Here is a 13726-nt window from a genome sequence, read left to right as displayed (position 1 = left end):
CTCACACCTCCGCGACGGCCGCGCGTTCGGCCAGCCAGGTTTCCAGGGTTCCGGTATCGAACTGCGCCGACTGCACTCGGGGGTCGGCCAGCAACCAGCTGTGCAGCGGCAGCGTGGTCGCCATGCCAGTCAGCGTGGTGTCTTCCAGAGCCTGTTGTGCGCGGGCGAACGCCTCGGCGCGGTCCTTGCCGTGGACGATGATCTTCGCCAGCAGGGAGTCGTAGTAGGCAGGCACGCGATAGCCCGGATACAGGTGACTGTCCACGCGCACGCCCTCGCCCTGCGGCCAGCCGAGGCTTTCCACCACGCCGGGGCTGGGGAAGAAGTTGCGCTCGGGGTCTTCGGCGTTGATGCGCATTTCCAGCGCGGCGCCTTCCAGGCGGATGTCCTCCTGGCTCCATTCGAGTTTCTCGCCGGCAGCAATGCGCAGCATGGACTGCACCAGATCGATGCCGGTGACCATCTCGCTGACCGGGTGCTCGACCTGGATGCGGGTGTTCATCTCGATGAAGAAGAACTCGCCGCTGTGCGAATCGAACAGATATTCCAGCGTACCGGCGCCGCGATAGCCAAGGCTCTCAGCCAGGCGTACGGCGCTGGTGCAGAGCGCTTCGCGTTGAGCGCCATTCAGCGCGGCAGAAGGCGCTTCCTCGAAGACCTTCTGCCGGCGCCGCTGCAGCGAGCATTCGCGCTCGAACAGGTGCACCGCGCGTTCGCCGTCCCCCAGAATCTGCACTTCGATATGCCGAGCCTGACGGATGAAGCGCTCCAGATAGACCGCATCCGAACCGAACGCTGCCTGCGCTTCGCGCTGGGCGATGGGAAACTCCCGGCGAAGTTCGTCGGCATCGTGGGCGATGCGGATACCGCGCCCGCCGCCACCGGCCGAGGCTTTGATCAGCAGCGGATAACCTACGTCTTCGGCACAACGCAGCGCCGCATCCAGATTCTCCAACTCTCCCGGCGAACCCGGTACCACCGGCACGCCAGCGGCCATCGCCGTGCGCCGTGCTTCGGCCTTGTCGCCCATGCGGCGGATGGTCTGTGCATCCGGACCGACGAAGATCAGCCCTGCATCTGCCACCGCTTCGGCGAATGCGGCGTTCTCGGAAAGGAAGCCATAGCCGGGGTGGATCGAGTCCGCCCCGCTGTCACGCGCCGCCTGCAGCAGCGCTTCGGCGTTCAGGTAACTGCGGTCGGCTCGCGCCGGCCCGATGATATACACCTCGTCTGCCTGGCGCGCGGCCAGCGAGTCGGCGTCCGCCTCGCTGCATGCCGCCACGGTCGGAATGCCCAGGCTGCGCGCCGCCCGGATGATGCGCACGGCGATCTCGCCACGGTTGGCGATCAGCAATTTCTTCAGCATGACCCAGCCCTCACGCTTCGGTGGCGATGGTCGCCAGATCCTGTCCCGGTTCGATCGGGTCGCCGTCCTCGACCAGGAACGCCTGCAGCGTTCCGGCGCATTCCGCGCGTACCTCGGAGAACTGTTTCATCACTTCCACCAGACCGATCACGCTATCGGCTTCGACCCGCTGGCCGACCTCGGCGTAGGCCGGAGTGTCCGGGCTCGGTTTGCGATAGAAAGTGCCCGGCAGGGGCGACTGCACATTATGTTTGGCCATGACTGGTCCTCATTGTTCGAATTGTCTATGGATGGCAGGTTGGCAGTGGGAAAGGTCCGCACGGCGGCGGGCAGGCGCTCAGCGTGGCGCCCGGATGGCAATACCGGCGGCGTCCAGAGCGGCGCGGGTAGCCTCGACCAGCGCCAGTGCGCCGGGCGTGTCGCTATGGATGCAGATCGAATCGAAGGCGATATCGATATCGTCGCCTTCCACCGTGCGTACCTTGCCCTCGCGGCAGGCACGCAGCACCTTGGCCGCCACTTCCTGCGAGTCGAGGGCTTTTACGCGGCGGATGAAGACGATGGAGCCACTGTTGTCGTAGTCGCGATCGGCATAGAACTCGCGCACCACCGGATGGCCCAGTTCCTGGGCAGCGCGCCAGGTGGCGGAGCCGTCCATGCAGAACAGCAGCAGTTCGGGATCGAGACGGTGCAGGGTTTCGACGAATTCGTGGGCGGCCTGCTCGTCGCGCGCCAGATGCATGTACAGCGCGCCGTGGGGCTTGATGTGCTGCAGACACACACCGTTCAGGCGGGCGAATTCACGCAACGCGCCGAGCTGGTAGAGCATGTCGTTGATCTGTTCGGTGGCCGGTGCATTGATGTGGCGGCGGCCGAAGCCGACCAGGTCGCGGAAACCAGGATGGGCGCCAATGCCGACGCCGTGCTGGATAGCCAGCTCGACGGTGCGGCGCATGATGTTGGGATCGCCGGCATGGAAGCCGGTGGCGATGTTGGCGCTGCTGATCAGCGGCATGATCGCCTCGTCCACACCGTCACCGATGGTCCATGGGCCGAAACCTTCGCCCATGTCGGAATTGAGATCGACTGCTTTCATCGCCCGCAGGCCTCGCTTGTGCTTGTTGTAGAGGTCGTTGGGAAGACGTTAAATCCGCATGTCGGTATTGGGTAGATTTATTATCCGATAGATCAGTTTCTGAAAAATCGATACCTGCGGGAGCACTTCCATGGCTTTCACCCTGCGCCAGGTCCGCTACTTCGTCGCCACCGCCGAGATCGGGCAGATCTCCCAGGCGGCGATCAACCTGCACATTTCCCAGTCGGCGGTGACCAGTGCCATCCAGGAACTGGAGAGCCTGCTCGGCGCGACGCTGTTCACACGTACTGCACAGGGCATGATCCTCACAGACAATGGCCGGCACTTTCTCAACCACGCCTATTCGATCCTGCGCAGCGTGGAGGACGCGCTGAACAGCCCTCTGCCGGACACCCACATCAGCGGCAGCATGAACGTCGCCGCCAGCTACACCGTGATGGGTTACTTCCTGCCCCACCATCTGCAGCGCCTGGCGCAGGCCTATCCGGATCTGCAGGTGCATCTGCACGAACAGGAGCGGGTGGATATCGAACTGGGCCTGCTCGACGGTCGCTACGACATGGCCGTGGTGCTGACCGGCAATCTCACCGAACCGCAGATCGCCGCGGAAACCCTGTTCAGCTCCACTCGCCGCCTCTGGCTGCCGGTGCGCCATCCGCTCAGCGAGCGCACCGCCGTGGGGCTGGCGGATGTCGCCAGCGAGCCGTACATCATGCTCACGGTCGACGAGGCCGGGCAAAGCTCGATGCGCTACTGGGCGGCCAGCGGGCAGCAGCCGAAGGTGATCCTGAATACCAGTTCGGTGGAGGCGGTGCGCAGCATGGTGGCCAACGGCTCCGGCGTGGCTATCCTCTCCGACCTCGTCTACCGACCGTGGTCGCTGGAAGGCAAACGCATCGAGACGCTTTCGTTGATCGATCCGGTGCCGTCGATGAGCGTCGGCCTGGCCTGGCTGCGCGACCGCGAATTCACCCCGGCGATGAAGGCGTTCCGCGAATACTTCCATCAGTCCTTCCTCGCCCCGCAGTTGAGCAGCTCGCGCCGCTGAACCGAACGGCTAATCTTCGCTCCAATCCAACAGACCCCAAGGAACCATGGGACTCATGGGCACAGAAAGCTTCTTCGACTGGCTCGGCGAAACGCTCGGCAAGGCCATCCGCTTCCTCGTCGACCTGCTCTCCGGCGTGCTCGGCGGCATCTGGGGCGCCATGGACGACTTCCTCCACGGCCTGGCGCGCGCCATCGGAATGGACGTCTCGTTCTTCAGCTTCGTCCTGCTCTTCCTCGGCCTGCTGCTGATCTACAGTGGCGTCCGCGCCTTCGCGCGCCGCTCGATCTTCGGCGGCCTGCTCTGGACCCTGTTCGGCCTGATCGTGATGAGCTGGCTGATCCGCTGAGCAGCGCCGCATCGCCCATGGAGGGGCCATGCCATCACTCGTTCCGTTGCTGCGGCGGTTACGCCCCGTCTGGCTGGAGAATCGTCCGCACTGCCTGCTCTGCGGCGCGCCGGCGGATAACGCCGAATTGCCGCTGTGCCCCGGCTGCGATGCCGACCTGCCCTGGCTCGGCGGCCAATGCGCGATCTGCGCCCTGCCCCTGCCGAGCCAGGGCCTGGCCTGCGGTGAATGCCTGAAGAAACCACCGCCGTTCAGCCGGGTGGAAACGCCGTGGCGCTATGCCTTCCCGATGGACAGCCTGGTCACCCGCTTCAAGCATCATGGACAGTGGCCGCTGGGACGGCTGCTCGGCCTGCTGCTGGCGCGCCATCTGCAGCATGCCTTTCATGACGGACTGCCACGTCCCGACCTGCTCCTGCCGGTGCCGCTGGCGCCGCGCCGGCAACGGCAGCGCGGCTTCAACCAGGCGGCGATGCTGGCCGACTGGCTGGGCAGCAGCCTGCAGTTGCAGGTTGCTGGGCGCATCGTCCAGCGCATCCGCGAAACCCCGACGCAACAGGGCCTCGACGCCGCCACCCGCAAGCGCAATCTGCGCGATGCCTTCGCCCTGGATGTCGGTACCGATCTGCGCGGCCTGCACCTGGCGCTGGTGGACGACGTGCTGACCACCGGCGCCACCGCCGCGCGCATCGCCCAACTGCTGCGCAAGGCCGGCGCGGCGCGGGTGGATGTCTACTGCCTGGCGCGCACGCCGAAGCCGGATTGAACGCCACGGCTTGCCTTCGCCTCCGGTTTGATCGAGTCTCGCCGTAGACGAATTTCCACAGCGAACGCCATGACCACCCTCAGCCTCCTTACCCAGCACGTCACCCGCCGCCCGCAGCGCATCGCCCTGCTGGCGCAGATCGCCCAGCTCGGCTCCATCACCCAGGCCGCCAAGGCCGCGGGGATGAGCTACAAGACCGCCTGGGACGCCATCGACGAACTCAACAACCTGGCGGAACGTCCGCTGGTGGAACGCAGCGTCGGCGGCAAGGGCGGCGGCGGCGCGCGCCTGACGCCCGAGGGCGAGCGCCTGCTGGCGCTCTACCAGCGGCTGGAGGCGTTGCGCGAGCACATCGTCGAACACGTCGAGCAGCAGTCCGACCTCGAACTGATCGGCCGCCTGATGATGCGCACCAGCGCGCGCAACCAACTGCACGGACGGATCGGCGAGATCCAGACGGTCGGACTCAACGACCTGGTGCACATAGAACTGCCGGGCGGCGCGCGCATCCAGGCGCGGATCACCCGCGAAAGCACGGAAAAACTCGAACTGGGCGTCGGCCAGCCGGTGATCGCGCTGATGAAGGCCGGCTGGCTCTACGTCGACCTGCCGCAGATCCCCTGCCCGGAAGGCCTCAACGCGCTGGAGGGCAACATCGAGGAAATTCGCGAGGCCGGCGACGGGCCCTGCGAGGTGCGCATCCAGCTGCCCAGCGGCCAGACCCTCTGCGCACTGACCGACCCGGAGCGCGTCGGGATGCTGCGCCTGCGGGTTGGCGACTATGTGCGCGCGCAGTTTTCCCCGGCACAAGTGATTCTCGGCACGCCCCTCTGAGAGCCTGCCCATGATCTGCTGCGCGTCGGCATAACTGCGTTGAAAACGGGCTCGGAAGCTACTTGTAGCTAACGCACTTCAGTGCGGCCCCGAAGGGGAGAGCGAAGCGAGTCATGCTCATTTACTGCGTGTAAACTCCGCTCCCTCCCCCGTTTTCGCCTTGTTCTGCTCTAGCTCGCGAGATCATGAACAGGCTCTGAGGATCGGCTGCCATATATCAAACGGGTTTCGGCTAAATCGCGCTCCAATTGCGGAAATCTCCAGCCCCTCTCGGAGCCATTTCCATGCGCCGTCTGCTTGCCCTTTTGCTGCTCGCCTGCCTGCCCCTGTTCCCCGCTATCGGCCAGGCCACCCCGGATGTCCTGCGCGTCGCCTGCGGCAGCCAGTTCATGAAAACCCTCGAACCGCTGGTCGACCAGTACCAGATGGAAACCGGCAACAAGGTGCTGCTGATCGACGGCCCCAGCGACGAAATGGCGGCGGAGATCGAAAAGGGCGCGCCGTACGACATGTACTTCGCCGACGACAGCGTCGGCCCGCGGAAACTGCACGCCCTCGGCCGTGGTGAAGCGCCGAAGACCTATGCCCACGGCAAGCACGAGCAGCAATACGTGGTGCTGGTGGAAGGTCCGCGACATGAGCTGGCCGAGCGTTTCATCACGTACTTCGACGCCCACCGCGAGCTGCTGCGCAAGGCCGGCTACCGCCTGCCCGGCGAGTGATCGCGACGGCGGCAACCATTCCCATGGCGGCATGCGTAAACTAGGCGGATTCCTCCTGCCTCGGTCCGCCGCCATGACCCATCCCTTTTCCGCCCTCACGCCAGACCTGGTCCTCGACGCGGTGGAAAGCATCGGCTTCCGCAGCGATGCGCGCGTTCTTGCGCTGAACAGCTACGAGAACCGCGTCTACCAGGTGGGCATCGACGAAAGCGAACCGCTGATCGCCAAGTTCTACCGCCCCGGACGCTGGAGCGACGCGGCGATCCGCGAGGAACATACCTTCTCCGCCGAACTGGCGGAATGCGAGGTACCGGTGGTGGCGCCGCTGGTGCATGACGGCGAGACCCTGTTCGAGTACGCCGGCTTCCGCTTCACCCTCTTCCCCCGCCGTGGCGGCCGCGCGCCGGAGCCGGGCAACCTCGACCAGCTCTACCGCCTCGGCCAGCTGCTCGGCCGCCTGCACGCGGTCGGCGCCAACCGGCCGTTCGTGCACCGCGAAACCCTCGCGGTGAACAACTTCGGCCACGAATCGCTGGCGACCCTGCTGGAAAGCAACTTCATCCCGGCCAGCCTGCTGCCCGCCTACGAGTCGGTGGCGCGCGACCTGCTCAAGCGGCTCGACAACCTGTTCGAGCGCGTCACCTACAACCCGATCCGCATGCACGGCGACTGCCATCCGGGCAACCTGCTGTGCCGCGACGACACCTTCCACGTCGTCGACCTCGACGACTGCCGCATGGGCCCGGCGGTGCAGGACCTGTGGATGATGCTCGCCGGCGAGCGTCACGAACGGATGTCGCAACTGTCCGAGCTGATGGACGGCTACCAGGAATTCCACGACTTCGATCCGCGCGAACTGCCGCTGATCGAAGGCCTGCGCTCGCTGCGCCTGATGCACTACAGCGCCTGGCTGGCACGACGCTGGGACGACCCCGCGTTCCCGCCGAGCTTCCCCTGGTTCGGCAGCGAGCGTTACTGGGGCGAGCAAGTGCTGATACTGCGCGAACAGCTTGCCGCGCTGGACGAAGAGCCGCTGCGACTGTTCTCGTAGGTTGGCGCTGAACGCAGTGAAGCCCAACATCACCACTCCGGACGTTGGGCTGCGTAACCCCCGGAGCGAGCTCTGCTCGCGAATGCCGGCAACTCAAAAAACTTGTCCACCGCCCCGTCGCACCGCGCCTGATGGTGGAAAAGGCTTCGCCGTTTTCCACCCTACGTTCTGCATGAGCGAACCGTAGAGCCATGCCCGCGATTCGCGCCCATGGGGCGCTCCTGCAAGGCCCCCGTCACGCGCCTGTAAACCCTCCGTTACGGGCAACGTTGCGGCTACCGCCCACTAAAAACCTGAGCGCACAGACAAGCCTCGAACGGCATCCTAGAATGGCCGGACAATCATTAGCCGCCTAATCAAGGATGTTCCATGGCCACCGCCAATCCCCGCCGGGGTTATGCCCTCGGTCTCACTGCCTACGTGATCTGGGGACTCTTTCCGCTCTACTTCAAACTGCTCGAACGCATTCCGGCGCTGGAGATCATCACCCACCGGGCCATCTGGTCGGCGATCTTCGGCGCGCTCCTGCTGCGGGTCTGGAAGCATCCCGGCTGGTGGCGCGAACTGCGGGAAAACCCGAAGCGCTTCGCCGTGCTCGGCGCCAGCGGGATGCTGATCGCCAGCAACTGGATGATATACGTGTGGGCGGTGAACAACGGGCACATGCTGGAAGCCAGCCTCGGCTACTACATCAACCCGCTGATCAACGTGCTGCTCGGCATGCTGGTGCTGCGCGAGCGCCTGCTGCCGTTGCAATGGATAGCCGTCGGCCTGGCGGCGATCGGCGTGGCGCAGCAGGTCTGGCAGCTGGGCAGCCTGCCCTGGGTATCGCTGACGCTGGCGCTGACCTTCGGTTTCTACGGGCTGATCCGCAAGCAGGCGCCGGTGGCCGCGCTGCCGGGGCTGGTGGTGGAAACCTGGATGCTGCTGCCGCTGGCGCTGGTCTGGCTGCTGGCATTCAGCGACGGTCCGAGCGCCCATGCCGACTTCTGGAGTACCCGCGAAGCGCTCTGGCTCGCCGCCGCCGGCCCGATCACCCTGGTGCCGCTGGTGTGCTTCAACGCCGCCGCGCGCCACCTGCCCTACGCCACCCTGGGCTTCCTGCAGTACCTGGCGCCGACCCTGGTGCTGCTGCAGGCCACCCTGCTGTTCGGCGAGCACCTCGACAGCACGCGCCTGCTGTCCTTCGCCTTCATCTGGGCGGGGCTGATCGTATACAGCGCGGACGCCTGGTACAGGCTGTCCCGCGCCTGAGCAGAAATTGATCGATCCTCTGCAGGCCAGAGCTGCCAAGGCCTGCAGAGGAATGCCCGCACCTTGTCCACAGACTCATCCAGCCCCGCCGTGGATAACGCCGCGAATGGCCGGCAATTATCCCCAGACACAGATTTCTCCCTCTCCGCCCCAAACCATTGGAGCGAACCTGTACAGATTTCGATCAGTCTTTCGAAACCATTGCCAGGCGTGGCCTGCAAGAACTTATCAACAGGCGGCGCACAAGGCCTTCCACGTCAGCTGTGCAAAGCCGAGGGCGCGCCGGAGAAGGGAATGAAGCCCGCAGCCGGCGCGCCATGGAGGAATCTGGGAACAGTCTGCCCACAGGGTTATCCACAGAATGCGTGGATAACCCCCCTCAGTCATTCTTCGCTGTTGAAACTCAGCTCCACCATCAGATCGTCGGCCAGTTGTTCCAGGTGCTGCTTCAGATCGTCCAGGGAAAGGGTCAACGGCACGGCCAGCAACGCCTCGGCATGGAACAGCGGCTCGCTGCTCATCGGCGCCGGGCGCACTTCGGTGGTCAGGCGCTCCAGGTTCACCCCCTGCTCGGCCAGCAACCGCGTGATATCGCGGACGATCCCCGGCCGGTCGTTGCCCACCAGATCGAGATGGATGGGTTTCCAGTCGCACGAGGGCTCGATGCCGCTTTCCGCCAGCAGCACACGGATGCCGTGGTCCGCCAGCCCCTGCAGGCCCTCTACCAGTTCGTCGTAACCCTCCGCCGGAACCGCGACGCGCAGGATGCCGGCGAACTGCCCGGCCATCCGCGACATGCGGCTCTCCAGCCAGTTGCCGCCGTGGGCGGCGATGCACTGGGCGATCCGCTCCACCAGCCCCGGCTGGTCGGGGGCGATGACCGTTAGAACGAGATGATCCATAAGGCAGACTCCTGGGCGACGAAGCTGGCCCGGACAGCGGGGTGGCGGGAATCCCGGGCTGAAGCCAAAAGTATAGGTGCGACTTCCGCCCCCGGCTGCGACGGGCCGCCACAGGTACTCCGACAAACCAATCGTGTACTGTTTAAAGATTTATCTGGAACAATCTATCTATTTTTTGCGAACATTACTGCCACTGCATGACTGTCGCGCGCTTCCCGGTCGGTCCTCGACCTTAGCCCACTGGTTTTTCCCGTCGCTTCATGTAGTATCCCGCAACTCGGACTACAAGGCGATTTTGCCGCAGTCCAAAGCTGGTTCTGAGCAGAGTGAGGCAAGCAATGACTGAGCGCGTTCAAGTCGGTGGCCTGCAGGTCGCCAAAGTGCTGTTCGACTTCGTGAACAACGAAGCCATCCCCGGGACCGGCGTTGCCGCCGACACGTTCTGGGCCGGTGTGGAAGCCGTGATCAACGACCTGGCGCCGAAGAACAAAACCCTGCTCGCCAAGCGCGATGAGCTCCAGGCGAAAATCGATGCCTGGCACCAGGCCCGCGCCGGCCAGGCCCACGATGCCGTGGCCTACAAGGCATTCCTCCAGGAAATCGGCTACCTGCTGCCGGAAGCCGCCGACTTCCAGGCCGTCACCGAGAACGTCGACGACGAGATCGCCCGCGTGGCCGGCCCGCAGTTGGTGGTGCCGGTGATGAACGCCCGCTTCGCCCTGAACGCCTCCAACGCCCGCTGGGGCTCGCTGTACGACGCGCTCTACGGCACCGACGTGATCAGCGAAGAAGGGGGCGCCGAGAAGGGCAAGGGCTACAACAAGGTCCGCGGCGACAAGGTCATCGCCTACGCGCGCGCCTTCCTCGACCAGGCCGCCCCGCTGGAAAGCGGCTCCCACGCCGATGCCACCGGTTATGTAGTGGCTGGCGGAAATCTTGTAGTGCGCCTGGCCAACGGTTCCGAGACCGGCCTGAAGAACACCGCCCAGTTCGTCGCCTTCCAGGGTGACGCGGCCAAGCCGAGCGCCGTGCTGCTGAAGAACAACGGCCTGCACTTCGAAATCCAGATCGACCCGAACCACAACATCGGCAAGACCGACGCCGCCGGCGTGAAGGACGTGCTGATGGAGTCCGCGCTGACCACCATCATGGACTGCGAAGACTCGGTCGCCGCCGTCGATGCCGACGACAAGGTCGTGGTCTACCGCAACTGGCTGGGCCTGATGAAAGGCGACCTCGCCGAGGAAGTGAGTAAGGGCGGCAGCACCTTCACCCGCACCATGAACCCGGACCGCGAGTACACCAAAGCCGACGGCTCCGCGCTGACCCTGCACGGCCGCTCCCTGCTGTTCGTGCGCAACGTCGGCCACCTGATGACCAACCCGGCGATCCTCGACGCCGCCGGCAACGAAGTACCGGAAGGCATCCAGGACGGCCTGTTCACCGGCCTGATCGCCATCCACAACCTGAACGGCAGCAGCAGCCGCAAGAACAGCCGCACCGGCAGCATGTACATCGTCAAGCCGAAGATGCACGGCCCGGAAGAAGTCGCCTTCGCCTGCGAACTGTTCGGCCGCGTCGAGGACGTCCTCGGCCTGCCGCGCAACACCCTGAAGGTCGGCATCATGGACGAGGAACGCCGCACCACCGTCAACCTCAAGGCCTGCATCAAGGCCGCCGCCGAGCGCGTGGTGTTCATCAATACCGGCTTCCTCGACCGCACCGGTGACGAGATCCACACCTCCATGGAAGCCGGCGCCATGGTACGCAAGGGCGCCATGAAGACCGAGAAGTGGATCGGCGCCTACGAGAACAGCAACGTCGACATCGGCCTGGCGACCGGCCTGCAGGGCCGCGCGCAGATCGGCAAGGGCATGTGGGCGATGCCGGACCTGATGGCCGCAATGGTCGAGCAGAAGATCGCCCACCCGCTGGCCGGCGCCAACACCGCCTGGGTTCCGTCGCCGACCGCCGCCACCCTGCACGCCATGCACTACCACAAGGTCGACGTATTCGCCCGCCAGGCCGAACTGGCCAAGCGCGCCCCGGCGTCGGTGGACGACATCCTGACCATTCCGCTGGCGCCGAACACCAACTGGACCGCGGAAGAGATCGCCAACGAGCTGGACAACAACAGCCAGGGCATCCTCGGCTACGTCGTGCGCTGGATCGACCAGGGCGTCGGCTGCTCCAAGGTGCCGGACATCAACGACGTCGGCCTGATGGAAGACCGCGCCACCCTGCGCATCTCCAGCCAACTGCTGGCCAACTGGCTGCGCCACGGCGTGGTCACCCAGGAGCAGGTAGTCGAAAGCCTGAAGCGCATGGCTGTGGTGGTTGACCGCCAGAACGCCAGCGACCCGCTGTACCGCCCGCTGGCGCCGAACTTCGACGACAACGTGGCATTCCAGGCCGCGCTGGAACTGGTAGTCGAAGGCACCAGGCAGCCGAACGGCTACACCGAACCGGTCCTGCACCGTCGCCGCCGCGAGTTCAAGGCGAAGAACGGCCTCTGATTCGCACCTGCGACACGAAAAACCGCCCTTCGGGGCGGTTTTTTTATGCACGTAGGTTGGCGCTGAGCTTGCGAAGCCCGACAGGTGCCAGACGTTGGGCTTCACTGCGTTCAGCGCCAACCTACGGAGGTGTGCAACAAACCACCTGCAGGGCTGTATACAAAAGCGCACCATCATCGATCACGGCACAGGGGCATTTTCAATAAATCAGGAAGCGGCCCCCGAGCAAGCGGGACAACCGTACAAAAAACCGACAGGCGCCGATTGCAGTCGCAATCGCACTTTGCGATCATTTGCGAATCATTATCGTTTGTTGATTCGTCCCGTTTGGGATGGGGGAGCAAGAGGCGTTGGCAGTCCAGACTGGCAATGGCGAACTCGTCGGCGCTCTGTACCGCGACCACCGCGAATGGCTGGTCGGCTGGCTCAATCGCAGCACCGGCTGTCGGCAACGCGCCGAAGACCTCGGCCAGGACACCTTCGTCCGCGTCCTCGGCCGTCGCGAACTGCCGTCGCTGAAGGAGCCGCGCGCCTTCCTCCTCACCATCGCCAAGGGCCTGCTGGTCGACCACTGGCGTCGCACCGCCCTGGAACAGGCCTATCTGGAAGAACTGCAACAACTCCCCGAACACGCCCAGCCGTCGGCGGAAGAGCAATACCTGATCCTCGCCGACCTGCGCGAGATCGACCGTCTGCTCGGCAAGCTTTCCGTCCGCGCGCGCAGCGCCTTCCTGCTCAACCGCCTGGACGGCCTCGGCCATGCGGAAATCGCCGAACGCCTCGGCGTCTCGGTGCCGCGCGTGCGCCAGTACATCGCCCAGGGCCTGCGCCAGTGCTACTGCGCGCTGTACGGAGAGCCGACATGAACGGCCCGGTCCCGCTGCGCGTCCTCGACGAGGCCATCGCCTGGCAACTGCGCCTGGGCTCGGGCGAGGCGCAGGCCGAAGACGAGGCCGCCTTCGCCCGCTGGCACGCCGCGCACAGCGAACACGCGCGCGCCTGGAGCCAGCTCGGCATGCTCGACCGCAACCTGTCGGCCGCCAGCACACCGGCGGCGCGCAGTGCCCTGCTGCGCTCGCCCGGCGAATCGCGGCGCAAGCTGCGCCGGCTGGCCGGCACCGGGCTGTCGCTGCTGGTCGCCGGCGCGCTGGCGCTGACCCTCGGCAACCGCTATCTGCCGGTGCGCTATGCGCTGGCCGATGTCGTCACGCATACCGGCGAGCTGCGCGAAATGCGCCTGCCGGACAACACCCTGCTGCAGTTGAACAGCCGCACCGCCGTGGACATCCGCTTCGACGCCGGGCAGCGGCGGGTCGTCCTGCTCAGCGGCGAGATCATGGTGCAGACCGCCCACGGCGACGCCCGCCCATTCATCGTCGAAACCCGCGACGGCCACCTGCGCGCCCTCGGCACGCGCTTCCTGGTGGAGCGCGAGGACCACGGCACGCTGCTCAGCGTGTTGCAGTCGGCCGTCGCCGCGCGCCCGGAACTGCGACCCGACGAGCAGGTGATCAAGCAGGGCCAGCACGTGCTGGTGCGCCGCGACGGGCTGGGCCCGCTGGAAGCCAACAGCGCCACCGCCGACGCCTGGACCCACGGCATGCTGGTGGTGGAGAACGTGCGCCTGGGCGAGCTGATCGAGCGGCTCGGCGAATACCAACCCGGCTACCTGGGCGTCGCCCCGGCGGTGGCCGACCTGCGCATCACCGGTAGCTTCCCGCTGCGCAATATCGACCTCGCGCTGAAGTCGCTGGAGCCGACGCTGCCGGTGCGCATCGAGCGCCATAACGACTGGTGGGTCGAGGTGGTGCCGCGCGGTTGA

General features: G+C 65.6%; 14 protein-coding genes. 10 read left to right on the top strand and 4 right to left on the bottom strand.

Going from position 1 to position 13726, the window contains the following annotated elements; all coding sequences use genetic code 11:
• Nucleotide 1: 1 nt before the first annotated feature.
• The 3 genes from JFY56_RS22080 to JFY56_RS22070 all read right to left on the bottom strand — a co-directional run bounded on the left by JFY56_RS22080 (nucleotide 2) and on the right by JFY56_RS22070 (nucleotide 2462).
• The gene (locus tag JFY56_RS22080) at nucleotides 2-1366 is read right to left on the bottom strand and encodes an acetyl-CoA carboxylase biotin carboxylase subunit (RefSeq protein WP_208316302.1); all 1365 of its coding nucleotides are present in this window, start codon (nucleotides 1364-1366) and stop codon (nucleotides 2-4) included.
• 10 nt (nucleotides 1367-1376) lie between these two features.
• Entirely contained in the window at nucleotides 1377-1625 is a 249-nt protein-coding gene (locus JFY56_RS22075; RefSeq protein WP_208316301.1) for an acetyl-CoA carboxylase, read from the bottom strand.
• A 78-nt stretch (nucleotides 1626-1703) separates the two neighbouring features.
• Nucleotides 1704-2462, bottom strand: a complete 759-nt coding sequence (locus tag JFY56_RS22070) for a 5-oxoprolinase subunit PxpA (RefSeq protein ID WP_208316300.1) — start codon at nucleotides 2460-2462, stop codon at nucleotides 1704-1706.
• A 130-nt stretch (nucleotides 2463-2592) separates the two neighbouring features.
• On the opposite strand from JFY56_RS22070, the gene JFY56_RS22065 reads away from it, so the two are divergent.
• From JFY56_RS22065 to rarD, 7 genes are all read left to right on the top strand, one after another.
• Entirely contained in the window at nucleotides 2593-3510 is a 918-nt protein-coding gene (locus tag JFY56_RS22065; protein WP_208316299.1) for a LysR family transcriptional regulator, read from the top strand.
• A 55-nt stretch (nucleotides 3511-3565) separates the two neighbouring features.
• A complete protein-coding gene (locus tag JFY56_RS22060; protein WP_208316298.1) occupies nucleotides 3566-3859 on the top strand; it encodes a hypothetical protein in 294 nt (97 codons plus the stop codon).
• 28 nt (nucleotides 3860-3887) lie between these two features.
• Complete coding sequence (locus JFY56_RS22055; RefSeq protein ID WP_208316297.1) at nucleotides 3888-4625, top strand: ComF family protein; 738 nt, start codon at nucleotides 3888-3890, stop codon at nucleotides 4623-4625.
• Nucleotides 4626-4694: 69 nt separating this feature from the next.
• Entirely contained in the window at nucleotides 4695-5459 is a 765-nt protein-coding gene (locus tag JFY56_RS22050) for a TOBE domain-containing protein (protein ID WP_208316296.1), read from the top strand.
• A 284-nt stretch (nucleotides 5460-5743) separates the two neighbouring features.
• Nucleotides 5744-6181 carry a substrate-binding domain-containing protein gene (locus JFY56_RS22045; RefSeq protein ID WP_208316295.1) on the top strand — a complete coding sequence of 146 codons (438 nt, stop codon included), beginning with the start codon at nucleotides 5744-5746 and terminating at the stop codon, nucleotides 6179-6181.
• Between the two features lie 73 nt (nucleotides 6182-6254).
• A complete protein-coding gene (locus JFY56_RS22040) occupies nucleotides 6255-7232 on the top strand; it encodes a serine/threonine protein kinase (RefSeq protein WP_208316294.1) in 978 nt (325 codons plus the stop codon).
• Nucleotides 7233-7601: 369 nt separating this feature from the next.
• Nucleotides 7602-8486, top strand: a complete 885-nt coding sequence (gene rarD / locus JFY56_RS22035; protein ID WP_208316293.1) for an EamA family transporter RarD — start codon at nucleotides 7602-7604, stop codon at nucleotides 8484-8486.
• A gap of 383 nt (nucleotides 8487-8869) precedes the next feature.
• On the opposite strand, the gene JFY56_RS22030 is transcribed toward rarD, so the two are convergent.
• On the bottom strand, nucleotides 8870-9388 hold the full coding sequence (locus tag JFY56_RS22030) for a glycine cleavage system protein R (protein WP_208316292.1): 519 nt from the start codon (nucleotides 9386-9388) through the stop codon (nucleotides 8870-8872).
• Between the two features lie 338 nt (nucleotides 9389-9726).
• On the opposite strand from JFY56_RS22030, the gene JFY56_RS22025 reads away from it, so the two are divergent.
• The 3 genes from JFY56_RS22025 to JFY56_RS22015 all read left to right on the top strand — a co-directional run bounded on the left by JFY56_RS22025 (nucleotide 9727) and on the right by JFY56_RS22015 (nucleotide 13726).
• Nucleotides 9727-11904 (top strand): malate synthase G, encoded by a 2178-nt coding sequence (locus tag JFY56_RS22025; RefSeq protein ID WP_208316291.1) that lies wholly within the window; start codon nucleotides 9727-9729, stop codon nucleotides 11902-11904.
• Nucleotides 11905-12254: 350 nt separating this feature from the next.
• The gene (locus JFY56_RS22020; RefSeq protein WP_236033005.1) at nucleotides 12255-12770 is read left to right on the top strand and encodes an RNA polymerase sigma factor; all 516 of its coding nucleotides are present in this window, start codon (nucleotides 12255-12257) and stop codon (nucleotides 12768-12770) included.
• Nucleotides 12767-13726 carry a FecR domain-containing protein gene (locus JFY56_RS22015; protein WP_208316289.1) on the top strand — a complete coding sequence of 320 codons (960 nt, stop codon included), beginning with the start codon at nucleotides 12767-12769 and terminating at the stop codon, nucleotides 13724-13726. Before JFY56_RS22020 ends, JFY56_RS22015 begins: the two co-directional genes overlap by 4 nt.

The sequence above is a fragment of the Pseudomonas schmalbachii genome (assembly GCF_017589465.1).
Lineage (GTDB): Bacteria > Pseudomonadota > Gammaproteobacteria > Pseudomonadales > Pseudomonadaceae > Pseudomonas > Pseudomonas schmalbachii.
This window is presented reverse-complemented; position numbering and strand designations above follow the sequence as displayed.

Coding starts and splice junctions, on each gene's coding strand:
- JFY56_RS22080 (WP_208316302.1), bottom strand. CDS start 1,366: ATGCTGAAGAAATTGCTGATCGCCAACCGTGGCGAGATCGCCGTGCGC.
- JFY56_RS22075 (WP_208316301.1), bottom strand. CDS start 1,625: ATGGCCAAACATAATGTGCAGTCGCCCCTGCCGGGCACTTTCTATCGC.
- JFY56_RS22070 (WP_208316300.1), bottom strand. CDS start 2,462: ATGAAAGCAGTCGATCTCAATTCCGACATGGGCGAAGGTTTCGGCCCA.
- JFY56_RS22065 (WP_208316299.1), top strand. CDS start 2,593: ATGGCTTTCACCCTGCGCCAGGTCCGCTACTTCGTCGCCACCGCCGAG.
- JFY56_RS22060 (WP_208316298.1), top strand. CDS start 3,566: ATGGGCACAGAAAGCTTCTTCGACTGGCTCGGCGAAACGCTCGGCAAG.
- JFY56_RS22055 (WP_208316297.1), top strand. CDS start 3,888: ATGCCATCACTCGTTCCGTTGCTGCGGCGGTTACGCCCCGTCTGGCTG.
- JFY56_RS22050 (WP_208316296.1), top strand. CDS start 4,695: ATGACCACCCTCAGCCTCCTTACCCAGCACGTCACCCGCCGCCCGCAG.
- JFY56_RS22045 (WP_208316295.1), top strand. CDS start 5,744: ATGCGCCGTCTGCTTGCCCTTTTGCTGCTCGCCTGCCTGCCCCTGTTC.
- JFY56_RS22040 (WP_208316294.1), top strand. CDS start 6,255: ATGACCCATCCCTTTTCCGCCCTCACGCCAGACCTGGTCCTCGACGCG.
- rarD (WP_208316293.1), top strand. CDS start 7,602: ATGGCCACCGCCAATCCCCGCCGGGGTTATGCCCTCGGTCTCACTGCC.
- JFY56_RS22030 (WP_208316292.1), bottom strand. CDS start 9,388: ATGGATCATCTCGTTCTAACGGTCATCGCCCCCGACCAGCCGGGGCTG.
- JFY56_RS22025 (WP_208316291.1), top strand. CDS start 9,727: ATGACTGAGCGCGTTCAAGTCGGTGGCCTGCAGGTCGCCAAAGTGCTG.
- JFY56_RS22015 (WP_208316289.1), top strand. CDS start 12,767: ATGAACGGCCCGGTCCCGCTGCGCGTCCTCGACGAGGCCATCGCCTGG.